This is a genomic window from Kitasatospora sp. NPDC048545 (assembly GCF_040651155.1).
GTDB lineage: Bacteria > Actinomycetota > Actinomycetes > Streptomycetales > Streptomycetaceae > Kitasatospora.
Genome location: NZ_JBEZIQ010000012.1, coordinates 159,249 through 182,829, shown reverse-complemented (window position 1 = coordinate 182,829; position 23,581 = coordinate 159,249). Strand labels below are relative to the sequence as shown.

The 23,581-nt window shown below is 74.6% G+C and carries 22 protein-coding genes and 1 pseudogene; 9 read left to right on the top strand and 14 right to left on the bottom strand.

All coding sequences use genetic code 11. The annotated features are described in order from the left end of the window. Positions 1-58: 58 nt before the first annotated feature. The 3 genes from AB0D10_RS14740 to AB0D10_RS14730 form a co-directional block, all read right to left on the bottom strand. Complete coding sequence (locus AB0D10_RS14740; protein WP_360255636.1) at positions 59-1,270, bottom strand: cytochrome P450; 1,212 nt, start codon at positions 1,268-1,270, stop codon at positions 59-61. Between the two features lie 140 nt (positions 1,271-1,410). Further along, on the bottom strand, positions 1,411-1,629 hold the full coding sequence (locus AB0D10_RS14735; protein WP_360255634.1) for a ferredoxin: 219 nt from the start codon (positions 1,627-1,629) through the stop codon (positions 1,411-1,413). A gap of 214 nt (positions 1,630-1,843) precedes the next feature. Next, positions 1,844-3,394, bottom strand: coding sequence for an ATP-dependent DNA ligase (locus AB0D10_RS14730; RefSeq protein WP_360255632.1), 1,551 nt, complete (start codon positions 3,392-3,394; stop codon positions 1,844-1,846). A gap of 705 nt (positions 3,395-4,099) precedes the next feature. Here AB0D10_RS14730 and AB0D10_RS14725 point away from each other — a divergent pair. From AB0D10_RS14725 to AB0D10_RS14715, 3 genes are all read left to right on the top strand, one after another. Continuing rightward, positions 4,100-4,579 (top strand): GNAT family N-acetyltransferase, encoded by a 480-nt coding sequence (locus AB0D10_RS14725; RefSeq protein WP_360255630.1) that lies wholly within the window; start codon positions 4,100-4,102, stop codon positions 4,577-4,579. Positions 4,580-4,695: 116 nt separating this feature from the next. Then, positions 4,696-5,679 carry a CAP domain-containing protein gene (locus tag AB0D10_RS14720; protein ID WP_360255628.1) on the top strand — a complete coding sequence of 328 codons (984 nt, stop codon included), beginning with the start codon at positions 4,696-4,698 and terminating at the stop codon, positions 5,677-5,679. 238 nt (positions 5,680-5,917) lie between these two features. After that, a complete protein-coding gene (locus AB0D10_RS14715) occupies positions 5,918-7,495 on the top strand; it encodes a sigma-70 family RNA polymerase sigma factor (protein WP_360255625.1) in 1,578 nt (525 codons plus the stop codon). A gap of 90 nt (positions 7,496-7,585) precedes the next feature. On the opposite strand, the gene AB0D10_RS14710 is transcribed toward AB0D10_RS14715, so the two are convergent. Both AB0D10_RS14710 and AB0D10_RS14705 read right to left on the bottom strand, forming a co-directional pair. After that, positions 7,586-7,822 (bottom strand): hypothetical protein, encoded by a 237-nt coding sequence (locus AB0D10_RS14710; protein WP_360255623.1) that lies wholly within the window; start codon positions 7,820-7,822, stop codon positions 7,586-7,588. A gap of 90 nt (positions 7,823-7,912) precedes the next feature. Beyond that, positions 7,913-8,341: a nuclear transport factor 2 family protein gene (locus AB0D10_RS14705; protein WP_360255621.1), complete on the bottom strand. Its 429-nt coding sequence runs from the start codon at positions 8,339-8,341 to the stop codon at positions 7,913-7,915. 872 nt (positions 8,342-9,213) lie between these two features. Here AB0D10_RS14705 and AB0D10_RS14700 point away from each other — a divergent pair. Continuing rightward, complete coding sequence (locus tag AB0D10_RS14700; protein WP_360255683.1) at positions 9,214-10,164, top strand: carbohydrate kinase; 951 nt, start codon at positions 9,214-9,216, stop codon at positions 10,162-10,164. Positions 10,165-10,241: 77 nt separating this feature from the next. Here the strand turns inward: AB0D10_RS14700 and AB0D10_RS14695 are convergent, their stop codons facing one another. Next, positions 10,242-10,781: a GNAT family N-acetyltransferase gene (locus AB0D10_RS14695; protein ID WP_360255619.1), complete on the bottom strand. Its 540-nt coding sequence runs from the start codon at positions 10,779-10,781 to the stop codon at positions 10,242-10,244. 258 nt (positions 10,782-11,039) lie between these two features. On the opposite strand from AB0D10_RS14695, the gene AB0D10_RS14690 reads away from it, so the two are divergent. Next, positions 11,040-12,056, top strand: coding sequence for a polysaccharide deacetylase family protein (locus tag AB0D10_RS14690; protein WP_360255617.1), 1,017 nt, complete (start codon positions 11,040-11,042; stop codon positions 12,054-12,056). A 16-nt stretch (positions 12,057-12,072) separates the two neighbouring features. Here the strand turns inward: AB0D10_RS14690 and AB0D10_RS14685 are convergent, their stop codons facing one another. The 5 genes and pseudogenes from AB0D10_RS14685 to AB0D10_RS14665 form a co-directional block, all read right to left on the bottom strand. Further along, a complete protein-coding gene (locus AB0D10_RS14685) occupies positions 12,073-12,504 on the bottom strand; it encodes a YchJ family metal-binding protein (protein WP_360255615.1) in 432 nt (143 codons plus the stop codon). A gap of 104 nt (positions 12,505-12,608) precedes the next feature. After that, the gene (locus tag AB0D10_RS14680) at positions 12,609-13,265 is read right to left on the bottom strand and encodes an NAD(P)-binding domain-containing protein (protein WP_360255612.1); all 657 of its coding nucleotides are present in this window, start codon (positions 13,263-13,265) and stop codon (positions 12,609-12,611) included. 94 nt (positions 13,266-13,359) lie between these two features. Next, complete coding sequence (locus AB0D10_RS14675) at positions 13,360-13,713, bottom strand: hypothetical protein (RefSeq protein WP_360255609.1); 354 nt, start codon at positions 13,711-13,713, stop codon at positions 13,360-13,362. A gap of 72 nt (positions 13,714-13,785) precedes the next feature. Next, positions 13,786-14,043, bottom strand: coding sequence for a hypothetical protein (locus AB0D10_RS14670; RefSeq protein WP_360255607.1), 258 nt, complete (start codon positions 14,041-14,043; stop codon positions 13,786-13,788). Between the two features lie 163 nt (positions 14,044-14,206). Continuing rightward, a pseudogene (locus AB0D10_RS14665) lies at positions 14,207-14,527 on the bottom strand (hypothetical protein); the annotation flags it as partial. A 231-nt stretch (positions 14,528-14,758) separates the two neighbouring features. Between AB0D10_RS14665 and AB0D10_RS14660 the strand changes: the two are divergent. Further along, positions 14,759-15,160, top strand: coding sequence for a hypothetical protein (locus AB0D10_RS14660; RefSeq protein ID WP_360255605.1), 402 nt, complete (start codon positions 14,759-14,761; stop codon positions 15,158-15,160). A gap of 90 nt (positions 15,161-15,250) precedes the next feature. On the opposite strand, the gene AB0D10_RS14655 is transcribed toward AB0D10_RS14660, so the two are convergent. After that, entirely contained in the window at positions 15,251-16,873 is a 1,623-nt protein-coding gene (locus AB0D10_RS14655; RefSeq protein ID WP_360255603.1) for a cytochrome bc complex cytochrome b subunit, read from the bottom strand. A gap of 409 nt (positions 16,874-17,282) precedes the next feature. Here AB0D10_RS14655 and AB0D10_RS14650 point away from each other — a divergent pair, with 409 nt between their 5' ends. The 3 genes from AB0D10_RS14650 (at position 17,283) to efeB (ending at position 21,305) form a co-directional block, all read left to right on the top strand. Then, positions 17,283-17,603, top strand: coding sequence for a hypothetical protein (locus AB0D10_RS14650; RefSeq protein ID WP_360255600.1), 321 nt, complete (start codon positions 17,283-17,285; stop codon positions 17,601-17,603). 262 nt (positions 17,604-17,865) lie between these two features. Continuing rightward, positions 17,866-19,944 carry an iron uptake transporter permease EfeU gene (efeU, locus tag AB0D10_RS14645; protein ID WP_360255597.1) on the top strand — a complete coding sequence of 693 codons (2,079 nt, stop codon included), beginning with the start codon at positions 17,866-17,868 and terminating at the stop codon, positions 19,942-19,944. Continuing rightward, positions 19,944-21,305, top strand: coding sequence for an iron uptake transporter deferrochelatase/peroxidase subunit (gene efeB / locus AB0D10_RS14640; RefSeq protein ID WP_360255595.1), 1,362 nt, complete (start codon positions 19,944-19,946; stop codon positions 21,303-21,305). Before efeU ends, efeB begins: the two co-directional genes overlap by 1 nt. A 68-nt stretch (positions 21,306-21,373) precedes the next feature. Here the strand turns inward: efeB and AB0D10_RS14635 are convergent, their stop codons facing one another. Both AB0D10_RS14635 and AB0D10_RS14630 read right to left on the bottom strand, forming a co-directional pair. Next, positions 21,374-22,756: an ATP-binding protein gene (locus AB0D10_RS14635; RefSeq protein ID WP_360255592.1), complete on the bottom strand. Its 1,383-nt coding sequence runs from the start codon at positions 22,754-22,756 to the stop codon at positions 21,374-21,376. Further along, positions 22,753-23,451: a response regulator transcription factor gene (locus AB0D10_RS14630; protein WP_360255589.1), complete on the bottom strand. Its 699-nt coding sequence runs from the start codon at positions 23,449-23,451 to the stop codon at positions 22,753-22,755. The genes AB0D10_RS14635 and AB0D10_RS14630 overlap by 4 nt, the downstream gene beginning before the upstream one ends. Positions 23,452-23,581 lie beyond the last annotated feature (130 nt).

Here is a 23,581-nt window from a genome sequence, read left to right as displayed (position 1 = left end):
GGGCCAGCCGGGTGAGCGGAGTCCCGCGTTCCGGCGGCCGGATCCGGACCGGGCGAAGTCACCAGGTCACAGGCAGTGACCGCATGCCGTAGATGAAGGAGTCCGTGCGGAAGGCCGCCGTGCCGGGCGGGCCGGCCGGCCGCAGTCCGGGCAGCCGCCGGAACAGGGTGGCCAGGGCGATCTGCAGCTCGGCACGGGCCAGCGGCTGGTCCAGGCACTGGTGCACGCCGAAGCCGAAGGCCATGTGCCGCCGGGCGTCCCGGTCGAGGTCCAGTTCGTCGACCTGCCCGGGGCCGCTGCCGCCGAACACCGTCCCGTCCCGGTTGGCGGTGGAGATCATCGCGATCACGCCCTCGCCGGCCCTGACCGTCGTGCCGCCCAGCTCGACGTCCTCCAGGGCCACCCGGGGCAGGCCGGTGTGCACGATGGTGAGGTGGCGCAATAACTCCTCCACCGCGCCGGGCACCGCGGCCGGGTCGGCCAGCCTGGCGGCCTGCTCGGGCCGGTCCAGGAGCAGGGCGGTGGAGAGCGAGATCATGTTCGCGGTGGTCTCGTGGCCGGCGATCAGCAGCAGGATGCCGGTGCCCGCGGCGTCGCGCGGGGTGAGGTCGTCCCGGGCGGCGAGCCGGCTCAGGATGTCGTCCTCCGGCTGCTCCCGTTTGCGGGCCGCCAGTTCGCTCAGGTAGTCGAGCATCTCGTCCTGGGCCGCTGAGAGCTGCTCCGGGGTGCTGGTGTTGTTGAGCAGGGTCCGGCTGACGCCCTGGAAGAACTCCCGGTCCTCGTACGGGACGCCGAGCAGCAGGCAGATCACCAGGGAGGGGACCGGCAGGGCGAAGTCGGGGACCAGGTCGGCCTCGGTCCGGCCCTCGGTCATCCGGTCCAGTGCCTCGTCGACGATCCGCTGGACGGCCGGACGCATCGCCTCGACCCGCTTGACCAGGAAGTCTCCGGTGACCATCCGACGCAGCCGGGCGTGCTCGGGGTCGTCGAGGCGCAGGAAAGTCGGGTTCTCGGTGATCAGCTTCCGGACGCCGGGGACCAGGAGCGGGAAGTTCGGGTGGCGGACGTCCGCGCTGAACCGGCGGTCGGACAGGACGGTGCGGACCTCGGCGTAGCCGGTGGCCAGCCAGCAGGACTCGCCCCCGGGCAGTTCGGCGCGGGTGAGGGGTCCGGCGCCGGCGGCCTCGGTGTAGGCGGGCGGCGGGCCGAACGGGCAGGCGGCGGAGTGCGAGGCGGGAATCGGGACGGCGGTGGTGGGCGTGCTCGTCAAGGTGGGGTCTCCTTGCGTCGCGGTGTTCTCCGGTGGGGGTGGGGTGCCGGGCGGTCCACCGGCTGCGCGGCGGTCCGTCGGAGACGGTGCGGTGACGCCGGTGAAAGCGGTCTGCCGGTGGTGGTCCCGCGGTGGGGGCGTCAGCCGTCGATCTCGGCGGGCTCGTCCTCGGTGACGGTGATGGCGCCGCCCGGGCAGAGCTGGGCGGCCAGTCGCAGGTCGGCGAACTGCGAGGGCAGGAAGGTGGTCTGACGGAGTCTCACCAGGCTGTCCTCCTCGTCCTGGTCGAAGACTTCGGGAACGTTCATGACGCACATCCCGGAGCTGCAGCAGCGGTCCCGGTCGACGCTCACCCGCATGGTCGGGCACCTCTCGCCAGTGCGCCGCCGGCTGCCCGGCGGCTGCCTCTCGTTGTCATTGCCAACCTAACCGCCGCTGCTCCGTCCACGGAGGGTGCGGTGCGGGATCGTCGAGAATGGCCGATTCGGTCCCTGTCCCGGCGCCCGGGCGCCGCCGCAGGTTTGAATTGACGTCACCCCGACAAGCGGCGGCCGGGCCGTCCCGGACACGGGATCAGGAGGAGAGCCCCTCGGCGGCGGCGATCTCCCGCACAGTCGCGACGGTGTCGGCCTCGGCGGCTGCCTTGTCCGGCCGGTAGCGCACCACCCGGGCGAACCGCAGGGCGAGCCCCGCCGGGTAGCGGGAGCTGCGCTGCAGACCGTCGAAGGCGATCTCGACCACCAGTTCCGGACGGACCCGCACCGTCCAGGCGTCCCGCTCGGTCTCCCGGGCCAGCAGTTCGGTGGTCTGCCGGGCCAAAGTCTCGTCGGTCAGGCCCTTGAAGGTCTTGCCCAGCATCACCCACGGGCCGAGCCCCGGCTCACCCGCCGCCCGGGCGCCCAGGTGCAGGTTGCTGAGGAACCCGAGCCGCCGCCCGCTGCCCCACTCGGCGGCCAGCACGACCAGGTCCAGGGTGTGTCGGGGCTTCACCTTGATCCAGCCGATCCCGCGCCGCCCGGCCGCGTACGGGGCCGCCGGGTCCTTCACCAGGACGCCCTCGTGGCCGAGGGCCAGCGTGTCGCGGAAGAACGCCAGCGCCCGCCCGGGATCCCCGGTCTCGGTGCGCGCCACCCGCAGATCCGGCGGCGCCGACCCGGCCAGCGCAGCCCAGCGCTCCCGGCCCGGACGATCCACCAGGTCCTCGCCGTCCCGGTGCAGCAGGTCGAAGAACTGGACGCTGAGCGGGACTTCGGCGCGCAGCCGCTCCGTGTCCCGCCGGGCGGCGGCGCGCGCCGCGGTCTCCTGGAACGGGCGCGGCCGCCCGTCGGGACCGAGCGCGATCGCCTCGCCGTCCAGCACCGCCGAGCGCAGCGGCAGCGCCAGCGCGGCCTGCACCACCTCGGGGACGCGCGCGGTGATGTCGTCCAGGCTCCGGGTGAACACGGCGACCTCGTCGCCGTCCCGGTGTACCTGCACCCGGATGCCGTCCAGTTTCCACTCCAGCGCGGCCGGGCCGGTGCGCTGGAGTGCCGCGGCCACGTCCGGTGCGGAGGCGGCCAGCATCGGGCGCACCGGCCGTCCGACCTCCAGCCGGAACGCCGCCAGGGCGTCCGCCCCACCGGTCAGTGCGGCCTGCGCCACCGCGCGCGCCGAGCCCCTGAACATCAGCGCCCGCCGCACCGCCGAGGCCGGGACCCCTGCCGCCTGCGCCACGGCGTCCCCGACCACCGCGTCCAACGCCCCCTGTCGCAGGTCCCCGACCAGCACCGCCCGCAGGAAGCCCTGCTCCGCCCCGGTCGCCCGGGCGAACAGCCCGTGCAACAGCCGGCGCCGCTCCGCCTGCGCCCCGGCCCCGTGCACCCCCGCGATCCGCTCCAGCTCCCGCTCCACCTCCCGCACCCCGAGCGACGCCTCGCCGGTCGGCGCCGGCAGCCCCCGCAGCGCCGCGGGCCCGACCCCCGTCCGCAGCCGCTGCGACTCCCCGGACAGCAGTGCCACCGCCGCCGGCGCCTCCACCGGCCCCGCCTCGCCCAGGTACCCGGCCAGCAGACCCGTCTTCGCCCGCCGCCCCGGCTCCACCGCCACCGCCCGCGACACCTCCGCCAACCGCAGCAACCCCGCCACACCACCACCTCCTTCCTCCAGCATCGGCGCCCCCGGCGGCCCGCGCCTCAGCAGCGCCGCAGGAGGGCGCTCCGGTGTGGCGACGAGGGGGGTGTGACGGGCCGGACGGCGGTCGGACCGGGGCCGGAGCGGGGCTGGAGCCGTCCGAAGCGGGGCCGGAGCGAGCGGCCCGGCGGGCTCCGCCGCCGCGTTTCCCGAGGCGATCGACGCACGGGGTGCGCGCGGTGGCGGCCCGGACCTGGTCCGCACCCCGCGTGACGTCGGCACGGGCGCACGCTGCCGGGCGTTCACCCGGGCCTCCACCGCGAGCTCTGTCCCCCTCGGCCTCGCCACGCCCGGGGCCGGCTGGGCACGGTCCGGGCGGTGGCCGGTCGCGGCCGCCGGCTCCGGGGCTTGGCCGGGGTCGTCGGTCTGCCGTCCAGCGGAGTGCCCGCGACGTCCAGGTGACGCCGGAGAGCACCCGGGCACCGGGCACCGGGCATCGGTGAGCGCCCCTTGCCGCGATACCTGGCGGCGGGGGCACCCGGGCGGACGGATCCGGCGTCGGTGCGGATCCGGTGTCGGGACGGGTCCGGTGCCGCTCGGTTTCCAAGCGCCGGAGTGGAGCGGGCGGCCGTCGCTCTTGGCCGGGGTGGTGATCGGACCCGGGCCGACGGGACGTCATGCTGGGCACGCCCGACGAGCCGTGACCCCGAGGAGACCGAGATGAGCAGCACCCCCGCCGACCGTTGGAGCGTCGGCGCGCCCGAGGCCGACGACTTCGCCGCCTGGCGCGAACTCTTCCGCGGGTACTGCGACTTCTACCGGGTGCCGTGCCCGGAGGAGAAGGCCGCGCTGGTGTGGTCCTGGCTCACCGACGAGGACCACGAGCTGTCCGGGCTGCTGGTGCGGGACGGCGACGGGCGGCCGGTCGGGCTCGCCCACTACCGGCCGTTCGCCAGGCCCCTGCACGGGGCCGTCGGCTGCTTCCTGGACGACCTCTTCGTCGCGCCGGACGTGCGGGGCGGCGGCGCCGTGGACCTGCTGCTGGCCGGGTTGCGGGAGATCGCCGCCGAGCGAGGTTGGAACACCGTCCGCTGGATCACCTCGGAGACCAACTACCGGGCGCGTGGAAAGTACGACCGGGTCGCCACCCGGACGCAGTTCCTGACCTACGACATGGCCCCGGACGCCCCGGTGCGCTGACGCGGCGACCGGGCCGCCGGACATTCGTTCGGACTTTCTGTTATCGGCGCGTCGCCTGGGGGTCTCCCAGGTGTCGGCACCCGACCAGCCGACCCGGAAACAGGAAGCGTGACCACGTGAACAGCGACGACAGGACGACCATCCTCCCGGCCACCGGCGGCGACGGCGGCGCGGATGGCGCCCACGGCCGGTCCGGTGGCCGGGCCGCGCGGCGGGCCGCCGACCGGCACGCGGGCCAGGGCCGCCGGGGTCGCCGGCGCGGCGGGTTCGTGCCGGTCACCGCGGTGGTCGCGGCCGTGGCCGGGACCGGGCTGATCGCCGCGCTGGCGGGCGCCGGGTACGCCGCGTACGGCGGCAAGCAGTCCGACCGGGACACGATGGGCCAGGCGATGGCCGCCGACGCGCTGATCGCCGCCGAGATCGGCACCCACGAGGGCATCCAGGTCCCTGGCGCCGGGGGAGCGAACCCGGCCGCCGCGATACCGTCGGCCGGCGCGTCCGCGAGCGACCCGGCGGCGACCCCGAGCGCCTCGGCCACCCCGACCCCCACCGCCTCGGCCACCCCGACGGCCACTGCCACCGCCACCCCGACCCCCACCGCGTCCGCCACGCCCGCCAAGGCGACCGCGAGCGAGACCCGAAGCACCGCAGCCGCGGCGACCTCCGCCAAGCGGACCGCCACCGCGCCCGCCACCCCGGTCGGCGGCGGCGCGGCCCCGTCGGACGCCCAGGCGGTCGTGGACCTGGTCAACGCCGAGCGCGCCAAGGCCGGCTGCGGACCGGTCGCGTCCGAACCGCGACTGGCCACGGCGGCCCAGTCGCACAGCGACGACATGGCCAACCGCAACTACTTCGATCACGCGAGCCCCGAGGGGTACCACGCCGACCACCGGATCGAGGCCACCGGCTACCGGTGGAGCACCTGGGGCGAGAACATCGCCCGGGGCCAGAAGGACCCGGCGGCCGTGATGGACGCCTGGATGAACAGCCCCGGCCACCGGGCCAACATCCTGAACTGCGCGTTCAAGCAGCTCGGCGTGGGTGTGCGGACCGGGTCCGGCGGCCCGTGGTGGACCCAGGTGTTCGCCGCCCCGGCCTGACCGACCCCGGCCCGAGCCGCCCCGGCCCCCCGTTCCACCGGAACCGCACCGGCCCGACCTGACCCGAACACACCTGACCCGAACAGACCGACCCGAGCAGACCCGTAGCCCGGCCCGATCCGGGCTCCGGGCCGGGCCGATTTTCCGATTCCGCGCACATTGTTGTTATCTGATCACTCCCCACAGGTCTCCGAGGAGGCAGCGGCGGACGGAAACACGGCAAGACGGAGTGCGGACCATGAACGCTGATGTGCAGAACAGGACCGGAAGCACCCTGGTGCTCGCGGCGCAGGCCGGCGACCGGCAGGCCCAGGAGGCGCTGGTCGCCGCCTGGTTGCCGCTCGTCTACAACGTCGCGGGCCGCGCCCTCGGCGGCCACGCGGACGTGGACGACGTCGCGCAGGAGACCATGATCCGGGCGCTGGACGGTCTGGACGGGCTCCGTGACCCGGACTCGTTCCGCTCGTGGCTGGTCGCCATCACCATGAACCAGGTTCGCCGTCGTCACGCCGCCGGTCTGCAGCAGGCCGTCGGCGGGCTGGACGAGACCTGGGAGGTCGCCGACCCCAGGGCCGACTTCACCGACCTCACCATCCTGCGGCTCGGCCTCTCCGGCCAGCGCCGGGAGGTCGCCGAAGCGACCCGCTGGCTCGACCCGGACGACCGCGAACTGCTCGCCCTGTGGTGGCTGGAGGCCGCGGGCGACCTCACCCGCGCCGAACTCGCCGAGTCCCTTGACCTGAGCCCCGCGCACACCGCCGTCCGCGTCCAGCGGATGAAGAAGCAGCTCGAAGCCGGCCGCGTCGTAGTCCGCGCCCTCAGCGCCTACCCCCGCTGCCCCGAACTGACCGAGCTCACCGCCGGTTTCGACGGCACCCCGAACTCGGTCTGGCGCAAGCGCATCGCCCGTCACATCCGCAGCTGCGCCGGCTGCGACGGCCTCGGCCGTGACCTCTTCCCCGCCGAAGGACTGCTGGCCGGCCTCGCCCTGGTGCCGATCCCGCACGGCGCGCCCGTCCTGCTGCACTTCCAGCACACCGCGGCCGCCGCCGCCCAGACCGCCGCCACCGGAGCCGGTTCGGGCGCGGGCCTGGGGAGCGGTTCCGGCGCGCACGCCGGTGCGGGAGGACACGGCGGCTGGGCCGGCACCGCGGCCCGCAAGGCCGTCCTGGTGAGCGGCGCGGCCGCGGCGGTGGCCGTGACCACCCTCGCGCTGGTCTGGCCGCAACACGGTGAGCCTCCGCTGCCGACCGCCCCGGAGCCGACCGCCCCGGCGGCCGCCCAGGACACCCCGACCGTTGCCGCCGCGCCCGTGGCTGTGGTCCCGACGCCGGTGCCCACGCCGACGCCCACGGAGACCCCCACCCCGACGTCGACCCCCACGCCGACCACGACCCCGACCCGCGTGGTCACCGCCGCACCGGTGCCCAACCAGGAGCGCCAGCTGGTGGACCTGATCAACGCCGAGCGGGCCAAGGCGGGTTGCGCACCCCTGCGGATCGACCCCCGGCTGCACACCGCCGCCCAGAAGCACGCGGACGACATGGCCACCCGTGGCTTCTTCGACCACGTCAACCCGGACGGCGTCCGCGCCGACGCCCGAATCACCGCCGCCGGCTACCGGTGGTCGCAGTGGGGCGAGAACCTCGACCGGGGCACGGCCAGCCCGGCCACGGTCTTCACCCACTGGATGGACGGCGGCATCCACCAGTCGAACATGCTGGACTGCGGCTTCAAGGACATCGGCGTGGGCCTCGCCACCAGCCAGGCCGGCACCCCGTACTGGACCCAGGACCTCGGAGCGCCGATGTCCTGAACGGGCGGGTTCCGTCGCGTGGCGCCTCGGCCGCGCACGGCCCGGAGCGAGCCGGCCCGGAGCCGATCTGGACCGGACCGGTGGGCGGGACTAGGCGGGGGTGACCCCGACCAGCCCGTTCGCCGTTCCGGTCACGAAGCCCGTGGGCTGCCCGACGACACCGCCGGCGTCGCCGACCTGACCGGGCAGCACGTCGGGCGCGCTGCTGAGCGACCCGGGCAGGCCCTCCTGGCCGCCCACGGCGCTGGCGTGCGCACTCGGCGCGGTGAGGGAGGCCACGACACCCACGGCGAGCGAGGCGACGGCGAGCATGCTGCGCTTCTTCATGGCCGGTCCAACGAGGCTGCGCCGGAAGGGTTACGGCGGGCGGCCCGCACGGACCGCCCGCCGCGCTCCCGCACCCGTGTCGACGGTGCGTCAGGCCCGGTAGAACGTCCGCCCGGCGGAACCGGAGGAGACCGACCAGACCTCGGTTATCAGCCCGCCGTCGAGCCGCAGGACGTCCGTCCCGCTGCGCGCCACCGTGCCGCCCTCGCCGTCCGAGAAGCTTGCCAGGTACGGCCGGGCCACCAGGCCGGACACGGCCCCGTCGACCGACTCCAGGTCCACCACCGCGACGCCCTCGGCGGCGAACCGCAGCTCGGACCGCTTGGCGTGCCACTGCCGGATCACCTCGGCCAGCCCCGCCGGCGTCCGCACCTCGTCGAACAGCTCCGAGCCCGCCTGCGTGTACCGCAGGGTGAAGTCGGGCGCCATGATCTTCTCGGCCAGCTCCAGCTCGCCGTTCCACAGCGCCGTCCAGCGGTCGTAGACCTCGACCCCGAACTCCCGCAGCCCAACACCCATGAGGAGACCCCCCCGTTCGTTCCCGACCGTTCCTCGATCGTGGTCGGAACGCTAGCACCGGCCACTGACAACCGGGCGGGAGCGGGGACGCGGAAGGCCCCGGAGCGCAGCGGCCGCCGACCGTGCCGGCCGCCGACCGCGCCGCGCGCACCGCGGCGAGGACCCGCGCGGAGAAGTTGGACGGCCCGCGAACCGACCGGGACTCAGGCCGGGCGGCGGGCGGGCCGTGGGAACCACCATGGCCCCACCCGCCCCGGCCGGTCAGGGCGCGTTCACGGCGACCGGACGCGAAGCGGCGCGCCGGGGCGTGCACCAGCAGCCCCAGCGGCGCCGTCAGAGCGTCCCGGAGCCCCGGGCCACCCCAGCCCCGCCCGCCCCCGCCGCCCCGTCCTGACTGCCCGCCGTACCCGCCGTCCCCGTAGCCGTGGCCGTGGCACCGCGCCCGGCACGGCCCCCGCCGGCCCCACCGCCCGGTCCGGGTGCCCCGGCATCGGGGCTGCGCAGCCCGGACGGCCGGTCGCCGAGGAGCCCACCCAGGTCCTCCCCGGACACCTCGGAGGCGGAGCGGACGTCGTCCGCGGTGGCCGCGCACCGCGCACGCGGGCCAGGGCGCCTCCGGGCCCGGTGCCGAGCGATCCGGAGGGCCCGACGACACCCCGTCGTCCCCCGGACGGCCCACGGTGATGGCGGGGCCCCCGGCGGCCGTCTAACGTCAGGAGTGCTTCGTCCCCTGACGGACGGGGCCACGGCCGCCGGAGTTCCTGGACCAGGTCCGGCGGCCGTACTTCCGTGCCCGGGCACGGCCCCTGCGGACGCACCCCGTAGGCTGGCGGCCGAGTCGAGCCCCGCCCCGGATGCCAGGAGCCGCCGTGATCAGCCCGGATTCGCACGTTCTGGTGATCGGCGAGTGCGTCGCGGACGTCGTCCGCACGGACGGTGCCCCGGACCGGGTGCACCCCGGCGGCAGCCCCGCGAACGTGGCGTACGGCCTGGCCCGTCTGGGCCGCCCGGCCACGCTGCTCACCGAGCTGGGACCGGACGAAAACGGCCGGCTGATCCGGGCCCACCTGGAGTCGGCGGGCGTACGGGTACGGGCCGCCGGGGCCGCGCGGACGCCCTCGGCCGTGGTGCGGCTGGACGACCGGGGGCGGGCGCAGTACACCTTCGACATCGGCTGGACGTTCCCCCCGACCGCGCTGCCGGGGGCGAGCGCGTCGACCGGGCCGGCCGACCCCGCGGCGACGCCCGCCGCGATCCACCTCGGCTCGATCGGCGCGGTCACCGAGCCGGGCGCGGCCGCGGTGCTGGCGCTGGTGGAGCGGTGGCGCGGACGGACGCAGATCAGCTACGACCCCAATGTGCGCCCCGCGCTGATGGGCGAGCGGGCCGGTGCCGTCCGGCGGGTCGAGCGCTGCGTGGCACTGAGCGAGCTGGTCAAGGCGAGCGACGAGGACCTGGCCTGGCTCTACCCGGGCGAGCGGCCCGACGCGGTCGCCGAGCGCTGGCTGGCGCTCGGCCCCGCCGTCGTCGCGGTGACCCTCGGTGCCGACGGGGCGTTCGCCCGCACCGCCGAGGGCGTCCGGGTCGAGGCGGCGGCCGTCCCGGTGCCGGTCGCGGACACCGTCGGTGCCGGGGACTCCTTCACGGCCGCCTTCCTGCACGCCCGCGTGTCCGGCGAGGACCTGCGGACCTGCCTCACCCACGGGGTGACGGCCGCCGCCCTGACCGTCGCCCGCCCGGGCGCGAACCCGCCCTCGGCGGCGGAACTCCGGGCCGCCCTGACGGACGGCCGGGAGCGCCGCTCCGAGGCCGGCGCGCGCTAGCCGGATCCGAACCGTTCCCGGCGACCGCCGCCGGGTTCGGCCGGCACCCGGCGTCGGGGCGGCCGGACCGGTGGTGCTCAGCGCCCCTGCTGATCGGGGGCGCTGAGTTCCTTGCCGTACCAGACCTCGGCGTACGGGCCGCTCTTGTAGGCCGGGATCTCCCGGTAGCCGTTCCGGAGGTAGAGCGCGCGGGCCTCGACCAGGTCGAGGCGGGTATCGAGGACGATCCGGTCGGCGCCCAGGGCCCGGGCTCCCTCGTCGACGGCGGCGAGCAGACGGGCACCGCCGCCGGTGCCGCGCAGGGCGGGACGGACGTACACGCGGGTGAGCTCGACGGTGGTGGCGTCGAGCCGCCGCAGGCCCGCGCAGGAGTGGGCGGCGCCGTCGTGACGGCCGATCAGGAACAGGCCGTCCGGGGCGACGAGGTCGCCGCTGGGGGAGTCGGCCAGCCCGGACTCCAACTCCTCGGGGGCGCCCTCCCGGCCGAAGTGCAGGCGGTAGTACCGGTTGGCCACGTCGTAGAAGTACTCGCGCAGCAGCTCCAGGGCCTCGTCGGAGGTCACGTCGGCCGTGGCGACGGCCCAGTGGTCGGAGCGGCGGGGCGAGGTGTTCGTCATGCGCGCATGATCCACTCCGCCCTCCCCCCGTCGCAATCGGTTTTCGGTGCGGCTCCGGGCCCGGTCGGTGCGGCCGGGTGCGGCCGGGCGACCGGCGCGGCGGCCCGACGGGGTCGGCGGACGGGCGGTCGGCAAAGGAAGGGCAAGCACCGCGGTGCGCCGTTGCCCCGCACGGGTGATGGGGGGATTGACGGGGGTGCGCGGCGGGGGAGCAGTGCAGCTATGGATAGACCATCAGATTGTCGGATTAATGGGGGTTTGAGGGGGAGTCAGAAGGGCCGGAGCGGTGTGCGGACCGGCCTGCTGGCCACCGTCTGCCTCTCCGCCGTCCTCGCCGGCTGCGCAGCCCCGGCCGCCCCCGCCGGGCCGAAGGCCGCACCGGCCGGGACGGCGCCGGCCGGTGCGGACGCGGCACCCGCCGTGGAGGCCGCCGCGGCCCCCGCGGGAGCGGACGCCGCCGGGCACGGTGCGGGCCGCCCGCCGGCGGCGCCACCGATGCTGCCCGGCGCGGCCCGCCTGGAGGAGGAGACCAGCAGCGAGGCGGTCGCCCGCCAGGAGGCGGCCGCCCGGACCGCCCTGGAGACCGCGCGGCGCTGGGGCCTGGAGAGCACGCCGCTGAAGGCCCCGCCGCGCCCGGCGACCAGGGCCCGGCTCACCCCCGTCCAGGGCGTCAAGCTCGCCGAGGGCCGCCCGCCGGTGGTCTACCGGGTGCCGACCGACGACAAGGTGGTCTTCCTGACCGTCGACGACGGCGCGGAGAAGGACCCCGCGTTCTCCCGGATGGCCGAGGAGCTGGGCATCCCGCTCAGCGCCTTCGTGTCCGACTACCTGGTCCGCGAGAACTACGGCTACTTCCGCGACCTGCACGCCCAGGGCGTGGAGATCAACAACCACACGATCAACCACCGCAACCTGAAGGTCCTGGACTACGAGACCCAGCGCCAGGAGGTCTGCAACCAACAGGACCAGCTGGAGCAGCAGATCGGCGTCCGCCCCCGGCTGTTCCGGCCGCCGTACGGCGAGTACAACGACGACACGCTGCGCGCGGCGGCCTCCTGCGGGGTGCAGGCGGTGCCGCTGTGGAACGAGGAGGCGTTCCCGGACCACATGGAGTGGCGCTACGACGACCGCAAGCTGCACCCGGGGGACATCATCCTCACCCACTTCCGGGGCCAGGACATCTGGAAGGCCTCCATGCCGGACCTGCTGCGCAAGGTCGTCAACGACGTCACCGCGGCCGGCTTCGCCCTGGGGCGCCTGGACGACTACCTGTAACGACGGCAGGGCGGGCTCAGCCGAGCGAGAGGGCGTCGACGTAGACCCAGGCGCCCTCGTGCCGCACGAAGCGGCTGTGCTCGGTGAGCACGCCCTCCTCGCCGCCCTCGGTCCAGTGCGCGCGGAAGGCGACGGTGCCCGTCGCGTGGAACGCGCCGCCCTCGGAGGTGGAGACCACCTCCAGCCGGGTCCAGCGCAGCGCCGGGTCGAAGTCGACCTCGGCGGGACGGGTATCCGGGTGCCAGGTCCGCAGCAGGTACGCCTCGTCCTGCGCCGCGAAGGCGCTGAACCGGGAGCGCATCAGCGATTCGGCGGTGGTCGCCGCGGCCTGGCCGCGGTGCAGCCGGCCACAGCAGTCGCCGTAGGCGGCCGACAGGCCGCACGGGCAGGGGGAGGAGGGCAGCAGCCGCGGGGCGGCGGAGCGGGGCGCGGAACGACGTCGGGACATGCGGTCCATTCTCCCCCACCGCGGGTGCCTCCTGTCGCCCGGGACCGGGCGCGCGAAGGGTCTGCCCCCGCCCGGCGCGCCGGGCGGGGGCAGACCCTCCCGCGTTACGCGGGGCGCCGGAACGAGTAGTTGAACTCGGCGCTGCCGAAGTGCCCCATCATCCGGAGCCAGAACGGCATCAGCATCTCCGTCGCACGGGCGGCCGTGATGTCCCCGAGGTCGATGATCCACTCGGCCGGCCAGCCGAAGCCGCCGAGCAGGGCGACGGCCTCGGCCTTGGCCGCCGCGTCGTCGCCGGCGATGAAGAGGTCGTGCTCGCCGCTCAGCCGGCCCGGCTCCACCATCAGGTCGCAGTTGACGGTGTTGAGCGCCTTCACCACCCGAGCCTCGGGGAACTCGCGCTGGATCCGCTCGCCGACGCTGTCGGTGTTCACCGGGTCGAGGGAGACCTGGCCCTCGGGGCCGAAGACCAACGGGTTGGAGACGTCGATCAGCAGCTTCCCCGCGAGGTGCTCCGCCCCGGCGGCCCGCAGTGCCGCCAGGGCGACCGTCCCGCCGGTGGCGTTCAGCACCACCTCGCCGAAGGCGGCTGCGTCGGCGAAGGTCCCGCACTGGGCGCCGGGGCCGGCCTCGGCGGCCCAGGCCGGCCCCTTCTCGTTGTCCTTGGTCCGGGAGCCCAGCGTCACCCGGTGGCCGAGCGAGACCAGCTTGCTCCCCAGCGTGCGTCCGACCATGCCCGTGCCGATGATTCCGATGCGCACCGTTTCCCCGTCTCGTCAGGAGGTGGCCCGTCCACGCCGGACGTGCCGGCGACGACCATAGTTGACCCGGCGTCAGTCCTGCGGAACGCCCGGATCAGGTGTTTCCCTCGATGGTGAACATCGCGACCACGGCGACCGCCAGGGCCACCGCGGGGAGCAGCGTGACCAGCACCCGGCCCCGGCGGACCAGGCGGACGACGGGCCACTGGAGGACGACCAGGGCCAGGCTCGCGAACAACCCGCGGTCCGCCAGGGCCAGATGGGCGTAGGTCGAGGGGCAGGCGGCCGGGGAGGCGCAGGCGTCGGTCATCATCTCGGCGAGGCCTCGGACGACCGCCGCCAATGGCAGGAGGACCAGGTACCCCACGGTGGAGATCGTCACGGCGTTCCACCACTGCCCGCGGGCGGAGACGGTCGTGCGGCCGGAGGTGCGCGCGAGTTCGCTCATACGGCCCATGCTGCTGCCTCGCCCCGGCCGCCGGGCAGCGGCGGGGTACTCGGTCGGCCTGGGTACGCGTACTCAGGTCCGGGCGTCGCCGCACCAGGTGCACAGTGCCCGGGTCAGGCCGCCCGGGTCCGGCGCGCCGGGCTCCGACGCCCAGGCGACGTACCCGTCGGGGGCGCAGCAGCAGGGCCCCGGCCGGGCCGCGGGCCGTGGCGCATCCGGTCCGCCGAGCGGTTCGTACCGGCCCTGGTGGTCGAGCAGCCGGATCACCTCGCCGACCAGGCCGTTGGCCTTCTGGGCCCCGGAGCGTTCGGGCAGTCGCTCCGGCACCACCGGCGGAACCCGGCCAGTGCCCGTCCGCAGGCCGGCAACCGCCCGTTCGGGCCGACACCGGCGATGACGACGTCGCGGCCCATCTCGATTCCCCCGCCGGGAGCACGGGTTCAGTGTGACGACGGGTCGGGCACCGGTAAGGCACCGGTGGATCGGCGTTCACGAACTGGTCGTTGGCGGCCTTGAGCGCCGCGAGCGCGGCCGCGGCGACGAGCTTCGGGTGGTGGTCCCGGGCCGCGTCGGTCCCGGTCCGGCCCGCCACGGCCGCCGCGAGTCCGGCCTCCGTCTCCGCGCCGCCGCGGGTCAGCTCGGCCTGGAGCACCGGTTCGCGCAGCAACAGCCGTACGGCGGCGGTCCACTGCGGGGTCGGCTGCTCGGCCGCGCCGTGGAACGAGTCGAGCAGGGGCCGGGTGAGCGCCCCCCGAGCGGTTCCCCGGCCGGCCGTTCGCGCAGTGCCGCGGCGGCCTGGCTGATCCGTCGTCATGGCCGCCACTGTCGCGGAAGTTGCGCGTCGAGCAGGAGTGCGGGGCGCGCAGAAGTGCGCGGCGCGCAGCCTTTTCGACCGGGGGCGGGCCCGGGTTGTGCGGAGGCTCGGCGAGTCGCCCGACGCCCCCACTCGGTCACTGATAGTAGTTTCCTGGTTGCGGAGCGGTCTGCCGCAGGGCCGACTCCCGCGCGGCCGACCAGGCGGGACGACTGGACACGAGGAGCGGTCATGGGTGGCAGACAGCGTCCGCCGGGCGCGCGGAACCCGCGCCGGGGCAGGCCCGCCGGCACCGGCGGCCGGGCGGACTCCCGGGTGGAGTTCGCCCGCATCGAGGGCTTCCTGGCCTGGGAGGCGGAGGTCGCGGCGGCCGAGCGGGACGCCCGTGCCTTCGCCGGGCAGTTCCCCTGGCTCCCGGCCGCGGAACGGGAGAACCTCGAACAGGCCTACACCGCGGACCGGTTGCGCTACGCCGAGGAGGTCGTGGAGCGCGCCGTCGAACGCTGCCGCCGGCTGGCCGCCCGGTACCGCGCCGAGTGCCGCCGGATCTGCGCCCGCTGGGCGGCGCTCTGCGCCTCCGTCACCCTGGCGGCGGCGCTGTTCGCCGTCGTCCCGGCAGTCCTGCGGGGCTGAGCCCGCGGGGCCGCCCGGACCCGCACGCACGACCAGGGCCCGCCGCGCCGGCAACGGCGCTGCGGGCCCTGGTCGTGCCCGGAGCGGGGGTCAGTGGTGGCCGTGGCCGCTGGTGACCTCCGCGTGCTCCTCGGCGGTGGGCTTGGCGATCTGGCTGCCCTGGCCGTAGAAGCCGCGGGACAGCTTCGCCCGGGCGCGGGTGAACAGTCCGGCCTTGCGGACCACCCCGTTCTCGTCCACCTCCGGCGGTAGGACCGTCGGCTGCGGCTGGTCGTGCGCGGTGAGGGTGAAGAGCCGGCCCGGCGGCAGCGGGGCGTGGATCTCGACGAACTCGCCGTGCTGGAGCCGCTGGATGACGCCGGTCTCCCGTCCGTGCAGCACCTTCTCCCGGTCCCGGCGCTGCAGGCCCAGGCACCACCGCTTGGTGATCACGAAGACGATCACCGGCACGGCGAAGAAGCCGATCCGCACGGCGTAGGTGATGGTGTTGATCGAGAGGTGGAAGTGGGTGGCCAGCAGGTCGTTGCCGCCGCCCGCCAGCAGGCTCAGGTAGAGGCCCATCCAGGCCGCGCCGAAGGCCGTGCGCACCGGCGCGTTGCGCGGCCGGTCCGCGATGTGGTGCTCACCGCGGTCCCCGGTGACCCACGCCTCCAGGAACGGCCAGGACCAGATGGCCATCAGCACGGTCGGGAAGACGACCAGTGGGATGAACACCCCGAGGTTCAGGGTGTGGCCGCCCCAGACGCTGACCTCCCAGCCCGGCATCACGCGGACCAGGCCCTCGGAGAAGCCCATGTACCAGTCCGGCTGGGCGTCCGTGGACACCTGGTCGGGCCGGTACGGGCCGTACGCCCAGATCGGGTTGACCGTGGCGATCGCCGACATGACCGCCACCACGCCGAAGACCAGGAAGAAGAAGCCGCCCGCCTTGGCCGTGTAGACCGGCAGCAGCGGCATGCCGACCACGTTCTTGTTGGTGCGGCCGGGCCCGGCGAACTGGGTGTGCTTGTGGTAGAAGACCAGGATCAGGTGCGCCGCGAGCAGGCCCACCATGATCCCCGGGATCAGCAGGATGTGGACGGTGAACAGCCGCGGCACGATGACGAAGCCGGGGAACTGTCCGCCGAAGATGAAGAACTGCAGGTAGGAGCCGACGATCGGGACGGCCAGGATCGCGCCCTCCATGAACCGGATGCCGGTGCCGGAGAGCAGGTCGTCCGGCAGGGAGTAGCCCATGAAGCCGTCGAACATGCCGAGGAACAGCAGCAGGGCGCCGAAGATCCAGTTGATCTCGCGCGGCTTGCGGAACGCGCCGGTGAAGAAGACGCGCATCATGTGCGTCAGCATCGAGGCGACGAAGACGATCGCCGCCCAGTGGTGGATCTGGCGGATCAGCAGGCCGCCGCGGATGTCGAAGCTGATGCCGAGCGTCGAGGCGTAGGCCTCCGACATGGTGACGCCCTTGAGCGGTACGTACGAGCCTTCGTAGACGACCTCGCTCATGCTCGGCTGGAAGAACATGGTCAGCCAGACGCCCGTGATGATGATGATCACGAAGGTGTAGAGCGCGATCTCGCCCAGCATGAAGGACCAGTGGTCCGGGAAGATCTTGCGCAGGTTGGACTTGGCCAGGGCGTAGATGCCGAGCCGGCCGTCGGTCCAGTCGGCGAGGGCCTCGGCCGTGTTCGCGGGTTTGGCGCGTGTGCTGGTCACCGGTCCCGGCTGCGACTGCTGGTCGGCTCTCACGACGGGCTCCCCGGCGTCCTCGGCGTGCCGTGCTGGAGCCCCGTCGGCGGGAACGCCGGCCGGCGAAGTGTTGTGATCATGGGACCTCTCGATACGGGCCCGCCGGTCGAGCCGGCGCGCGGACCGGGCCGGCCCGCTGGACACGTTGCTCAGGGTGATGGAGCGCTTACTCTGACATGCTGTCGGCAGGGGGCCGACTGTGCACGTCCATCGGCCCGTCCGGCCGCTCGTGTCGGGCCGGACGGGCGTTCCTGAAGCCCGATCGGCTGGCCGCCGGTCGGCTCAACGGGCGCCGATGCTGCGGTCGGGTGCCGTTGGACCGGTCCGGCGCGTGCCGCGCCCTGGGGTCGCGCGCTCCACGGCCTACGCTGCGCCAATGGTGGATCACCGTGAACTCTTCGAGGACGTCACCGAAGCCCTGGCCCGCGCCGGGTTCGACACCGCGCCGGGCCCCTCACCGCTGTGGATCGACCGCCGCCCCGAGGGCGTGGTGGTCGGCTGGAAACCGGGCGCGGAGCCGGACGGGCCGCCCACCCGGGAGGCGTGCGCGGCACTGAGCGGCGCGGCCGCGCTCGTGCTGCGCGAACGCGGCTACCTGGTCGCCGAGACCGAGTCGGGCGACCTGCTGGTGCGCTCCGCCGAACCGGTGACGGTCCCGGACGAGCCGGAGCCCGTGCCCGAGCAGTGGTGGGGGTGACGGTGCGAGCACGGACGGGGTGACGCGCACCACCCCTCGACCGCTCCGACACGCCGGTTTGGTGAACGCACGGGAGTACCCATACCGAACCCTTACCCGAAGCAGGGGTGCAGTTGACCAGCGCAGCCCTAAGGTTTGCCTAAGCTAAGCCGAAGCGCCCTGGACCACGACGTCCGGGGCGTTCGGCTGTGCCGCTCCACCGCCGCCGCGGCGGGGCGAGACAGGTGACGGCCCGGGGCGGCCCGGGGGAGGAGCCCGCTGCATGTGGGATGAGGCGTTTCCCAGCTTCCTGATCGGGTTGCGCGAGGGTCTGGAAGCCGGACTGATCGTGTCGATCCTGGTCGCCACACTGGTCCGGGCGGGCCAGAAGGCCCGGCTGCCCCAGGTGTGGACCGGCGTCGCGGCGGCCGTCGCGCTGAGCCTGAGCTTCGGCGCCGTGCTCACCTTCACCGCCGCCAACCTCTCCGGCCACGCCCAGGAGGCGTTCGGCGGGGTGCTCAGCCTGATCGCGGTCGGCTTCGTCACCGCGATGGTGTTCTGGATGCGCCGCTCGGCGCGCACCCTCTCCGCCGAACTGAAGGAGAAGGTCCAGGCCTCGCTGGCGGTGGGCGCCGGCGCACTGATCCTCACCAGCTTTCTCGCGGTCGCCCGCGAGGGCCTGGAGACCTCGCTCTTCCTGTGGACCAACGTGCGCACCGCCGGGGAGTCCACCGGCCCGCTGCTCGGCGCGGCCGTCGGCCTGGTGCTCTCCGCCGGACTGTGCTGGGGCCTGTACCGGCGGGCGCTGAAGATGAACCTCACCCGGTTCTTCACCGTCACCGGGGCCGGGCTGATCGTCGTCGCGGCGGGCGTGCTCGGCTACGGCCTGCGCGACCTGCAGGAGTCCGGCCTGGTCGGCGGCGGCAGCACGTACGCCTTCGACCTGAGCGGGCACCTGGACGCCTCGTCCTGGTACGCCACCCTCGTCCAGGGCACGCTCAACCTGACCGTCACCATGACGGTGCTGCAGGTCGTCGGGTACGTCGCGTACCTGGGCGTGGTGATGACGATGTTCATCGAGGGCGTCCGCGGCGGTGCGGATGCTCCGGCGCCCGCGAAGGACGCTGCGAACGACGCCGGGAAGGACGCGAAGGACGATGCGACCGCGGCGCCTGCCGGGGCGCAGGCCGGGCCGGTGCGCCCCGGCCGTCCGCGCTGGGTGCTGCCGACCGCCCTGGTCGCCGTCCCGGTCGTGGTGGCCGGCGCCGTGATCGCACTCGGCGACGGCAAGCAGAACGGCTCCGCCACCGTCATCGTCTCCGAGCGGGACTGCGGCCGGGGCTTCGGCACCCCGCAGCCCGGCCAGCAGGTCTTCCAGATGCACAACACCGGCGACAAGGTCTCCGAGGTGTACCTGGTCGACCCGGGCACCGGCGCGGTCTACGGCGAGGTCGAGGGTCTGGCCCCCGGCACCACCCGGGCGCTCACCGCCACCATCGGCTCGGGCGACTACGCCTGGCGCTGCGTTCCCACCGGCGGGAACGCCGTCACCTCCGCCGTCGTGCACATCGCCGGCGGCAGCGAGGCCAAGGCCGTCAAGCCGGTCTCCGAGGACGACCTCAAGGGCCCGCTCGACAGCTACAAGGCGTACGTCGAGCAGGGCCTCGCGACCCTCATGACGCAGACCCAGAAGCTGCAGGCCGACGTGCACTCCGGCGACCTCGCCACCGCCAGGACCGACTGGCTCACCGCACACCTGCAGTACGCCTCGCTCGGCGCCGCCTACGGCACCTTCGCCGACCTCGACGGCAAGATCGACGGACGCCCGGACGGCCTCGCCGACAAGTACCGGGACCCGGGCTTCACCGGCTTCCTGCGCCTGGAGTACGGCCTCTGGCACGGCCAGTCCGCCGCCGACCTGACGCCCGTCGCGGACGAGCTGGCGCAGAACGTCGCCAAGCTGGTGCACGACTTCCCGGCCCAGGACTTCGACCCGGCCGACCTGCCGCTGCGCGCCCACGAGATCCTGGAGAACACCCTCCAGTTCGAGCTGACCGGTGACACCGACATGGGCAGCGGCACCAACCTGGCCACCGCCCAGGCCAACCTGGCGGGCACCCGGGAACTGCTGACCCTGCTGCAGCCGCTGCTCGACGACCGGGACCCGCAGCTGCCGGTCCGGGTGAACGCCGGGATGAAGCGGGTCGGCGACCTTGTCGCCGCCGCCCGCACGCCCGACGGCTGGACCCCGGTCGACCGGTTGCCCGCCGACACCCGCCGTCAGCTCAACGGTGCCACCGGCCAGCTGCTGGAGGACCTCGCCCCCATCCCCGCCCTGCTCGAGATCCGGAAGGCCGCCTGATGACCGACCACACCGCAGCCGCCGGCTCCTGCCCGTTCCCGCACGCCGCCCAGGCCGTCGCCCCGGCTTCCGAGGCTCCCGCAGCTCCGGCGGCTTCCGCGGAGAGCGGCTGTCCGGCCGGACCGGCCCGGCGCAGCTTCGTCCGGGCCGCGCTCGGCGCCGGTGCCGGCGCGGCCGTGCTCGCCGGCGGCGGCCTCACCCTTGCCGCCGGTCCGGCCTCCGCCGGGGACGCCCACCCGACGAAGGGCGGGGCGGTGCCGTTCCACGGCGCCCACCAGGCCGGGATCACCACCCCGGCCCCCGGCTACGCGGCCTTCGTCTCCTGCCAGGTGATCGCCCAGGACCGCACCGGACTCGAAGGCCTGCTGAAGACCCTGACCGAGCGGATCCGCTTCCTCACCGCCGGCGGCACCCCGCCCGACGCCGGCGTCGGCGCGCCGCCCGCGGACAGCGGCATCCTGGGCCCCACCGTCCCCAGCGACAACCTGACCGTCACTGTCGGCGTCGGCGCCTCGCTCTTCGACGACCGCTACGGGCTGGCGAAGGCCAAGCCGCTCAAGCTGACGCCGATGAAGACCTTCCCCAACGACAACCTGCAGGCCGCCGAACTGCACGGCGACCTCTCGCTGCAGATCTGCGCCGACCGCCAGGACACCGTGCTGCACGCGCTGCGCGACATCACCCGGCACACCCGCGGTGCGATGCAGATCCTCTGGCGGATCGACGGCTTCCAGAACCAGTCCCGCCCCGACGGCGCCCAGCGCAACCTGCTGGGCTTCAAGGACGGGATCGTCAACCCGGACACCGGGTCGTCCCGGGAGATGGACCGGCTGATCTGGGTGAACGGTGCGACGGGCGAGCCCGCCTGGGCCGTCGGCGGCAGCTACCAGGTGATCCGGATCATCCGGATGCTCATCGAGTTCTGGGACCGGGTCACCCTCACCGAGCAGGAGAAGATGTTCGGCCGCCGCCGCGACACCGGCGCGCCGCTCGACGGCCACCAGGAGACCGACGCGCCGGACTACGCCAAGGACCCGGACGGCAAGGCGATCCCGCTCGACGCGCACATCCGCCTCGCCAACCCGCGCACCTCCGACACCGACGACTCGCGCATCCTGCGCCGCGGCTTCAACTACGACCGGGGCGTGGACAAGGCGGGCAACCTGGACATGGGCCTGGTGTTCTGCTGCTACCAGCAGGACGTGGCGCGGCAGTTCGAGGCCACCCAGACCAGGCTGATCGGCGAGCCGCTGGTGGACTACATCTCGCCGACGGGTGGCGGGTACTTCTTCGTCCTGCCCGGTGTGAAGGACGAGTCCGACTGGCTCGGGCGGGGGCTGATGACGTCCGTCTGGGTTTGACGCCTGTCCGGGCTTGACGTCTGTCGGGGCCCGGTGCCGCTTCAGCGCACCGGGCCCGTCCGCGTTCGTCAGTCGCCGAGGGTGAAGCCGATCACCGCACCGCCGCCCTCCCGGTTGGCGGCGAACGCGGCGCCGCCGTGCGACCTGGCCACCTCGTGCACGATCGCCAGGCCCAGCCCGGAACCGGGCAGGCTGCGGGCGGCGGTGGCCCGGTAGAAGCGGTCGAAGACCCGGTCGAGGTCGGCCTCGTCGATGCCCGGGCCGCGGTCGCGCACCTCCACCCGTGGGCCGCGCACCACCACCTCGATCGGGCCCGCCCCGGCCGGGTCGAACTTGGCGGCGTTGTCGAGCAGGTTGCCCACCGCGCGGGCCAGCGCGTCGGGGCGGGCGGTGACCACGGTGTCGTCCGCGTCCACCAGGATCTCCCGGTCGCTGCGCCGCCCGGCCTGGGCGGCGGCCCCGCGGACCACATCGGCCAGGACCACCTCGGTCGGCAGCTCGTCCGCCCGGCGGTCGGCGGCCAGCGCCACCAGCTCCTCCACCAGCTGGGTCAACTCCCTTGCCTCCTCGGCCAGATCGGCCATCAACGCGGCGCGCTCGGAGGGCGGCAGCCGGTCCAAGGCGGGGAGCACCGCGAGATTGGTGCGCAGGCTGGTCAGCGGGGTGCGCAGCTCGTGCCCGGCGTCCTGGACGAGACGGCGCTGGTTCTCCTTGGCGGTGGCGAGCCGGACCAGCATCCGGTCGAAGGCGCGGCCGAGCCTGCCCACCTCGTCCGTACCGGCGGCGGGCACCGGGACGTCCAACCGGCCGCTGGCGGCGACCAGTTCGGCCGCGGCGGTGAGCCGGACCAGCCGGCCCGAGATCCCCCGGGCCAGCAGCCAGCCTGCCCCGCCCGCGAGCACCGCGACCATCGCCACCAGGAGGGCGGTGCGGATCCGCAGCACGGCCAGCAGGTGCTCGGTCGGACCGACCTGCTGGATGATCTGGACCGCGCCCCGGTGGCCGCCGAGCGAGACGACGCCCACCCGGAGGGTGTCGCCGTGCAGGACGCGCAGCCCGGTCGCGGTGCGGCCCGGCTCGTCGGACCGGGCGAGTCGGAGGTCCTCCGGGGTCGACGGCAGGTCGAGCCGGGCGGTGCCGGGGAGCACCCGGGCATCGGGGTCGAGCGCCTGCGAGGTCACCCGGATCGGGCGCAGCAGGTCGTCGCTCAGGCCGCTGGGGCCGGCGAAGTCGCCCGGGAAGAGGACCTCCCGTTCGACCTGCCGGTCGACGGAGGCGACGGCCGCGCCGAAGTCGGCGGTCTCGTCGTCGCGGATCAGCCGGGCGGCGGCGTGGTAGCCGAGGGCGCCGATCAGCACGGCGACCAGGGCGGCGATCGCGGCGAAGGCGAGCGAGAGAGTAACGTGCAGGCCCGGGCGCGGCAGGCGCGGGCGGCGCGCCTGGCCGGTCACGGCTCGCGCAGCGTGTAGCCGACGCCGCGGACGGTGTGGATCAACGGGAGCATGCCGGGGCGGTCGAGCTTGCGGCGCAGGTAGCCGATGAAGACGGCGAGGTTCTTCGAGCCGGGTCCGAAGTCGTAGCCCCAGATCCGCTCGTACAGGGTGGCCTGGTCGAGGACGGCGCCGGCGTGCCGGGCCAGCAGCTCCAGCAGATCGAACTCGGTGCGGGACAGCTCCAGCTCCTCGCCGCCCCGCCAGGCCCGCCGGGCGGGCGGCTCGATCCGCAGGTCGGCGACGGTCAGGACCTCGGCGACGGGCGGGCCCCCGGTCGTGGGCGCCGGCTCGTGGCGACGCAGCAGGGCGCGCAGCCGGGCGAACAGCTCGTGCACGTCGAAGGGCTTGACCAGGTAGTCGTCGGCACCGGCGTCGAGCCCGGCGATCCGGTCCGGGACCTCGACCCGGGCGGTGAGCATCAGCACCGGGGTGCGGTCGCCGGCGGCGCGCAGCCGGCGGCAGACCTCCAGGCCGTCCGGCTCGGGCATCATCACGTCGAGCAGCAGGACGTCCGGGCGCTGTTCGGCGAGGACGGCCAGGGTCTGGGTGCCGTTCGTGGCGATCCGCACCCGGTAGCCCTCCAGCATCAGCGCGCGGACAAGCGAGTCGCGGATGGCCCGGTCGTCCTCGGCGATCAGCACGGTGTGGGTCATGACGAGGATTCTCCCTGGCGTGCTCACGACGGTCCGGGGCGGGTCGGTGGAGCCGGTCGGACGGGTACGTCCGGTCGCCGCTTTCGCGTGCTGCTTCGCGGGCGTACGGTGGCCACACGGTGGCGTGCCG

What these genes read in the sequence shown, in the direction of transcription:
- AB0D10_RS14685 (WP_360255615.1), bottom strand. Translation starts at nt 12,504, where the DNA reads ATGTCCCGACGTCGTTCCGCGCCCCGCTCCGCCGCCCCGCGGCTGCTG.
- AB0D10_RS14705 (WP_360255621.1), bottom strand. Translation starts at nt 8,341, where the DNA reads ATGGGTGTTGGGCTGCGGGAGTTCGGGGTCGAGGTCTACGACCGCTGG.
- AB0D10_RS14695 (WP_360255619.1), bottom strand. Translation starts at nt 10,781, where the DNA reads ATGACGAACACCTCGCCCCGCCGCTCCGACCACTGGGCCGTCGCCACG.
- AB0D10_RS14715 (WP_360255625.1), top strand. Translation starts at nt 5,918, where the DNA reads ATGAACGCTGATGTGCAGAACAGGACCGGAAGCACCCTGGTGCTCGCG.
- AB0D10_RS14710 (WP_360255623.1), bottom strand. Translation starts at nt 7,822, where the DNA reads ATGAAGAAGCGCAGCATGCTCGCCGTCGCCTCGCTCGCCGTGGGTGTC.
- AB0D10_RS14735 (WP_360255634.1), bottom strand. Translation starts at nt 1,629, where the DNA reads ATGCGGGTGAGCGTCGACCGGGACCGCTGCTGCAGCTCCGGGATGTGC.
- AB0D10_RS14630 (WP_360255589.1), bottom strand. Translation starts at nt 23,451, where the DNA reads ATGACCCACACCGTGCTGATCGCCGAGGACGACCGGGCCATCCGCGAC.
- AB0D10_RS14660 (WP_360255605.1), top strand. Translation starts at nt 14,759, where the DNA reads ATGGGTGGCAGACAGCGTCCGCCGGGCGCGCGGAACCCGCGCCGGGGC.
- AB0D10_RS14675 (WP_360255609.1), bottom strand. Translation starts at nt 13,713, where the DNA reads ATGAGCGAACTCGCGCGCACCTCCGGCCGCACGACCGTCTCCGCCCGC.
- AB0D10_RS14650 (WP_360255600.1), top strand. Translation starts at nt 17,283, where the DNA reads ATGGTGGATCACCGTGAACTCTTCGAGGACGTCACCGAAGCCCTGGCC.
- efeB (WP_360255595.1), top strand. Translation starts at nt 19,944, where the DNA reads ATGACCGACCACACCGCAGCCGCCGGCTCCTGCCCGTTCCCGCACGCC.
- efeU (WP_360255597.1), top strand. Translation starts at nt 17,866, where the DNA reads ATGTGGGATGAGGCGTTTCCCAGCTTCCTGATCGGGTTGCGCGAGGGT.
- AB0D10_RS14725 (WP_360255630.1), top strand. Translation starts at nt 4,100, where the DNA reads ATGAGCAGCACCCCCGCCGACCGTTGGAGCGTCGGCGCGCCCGAGGCC.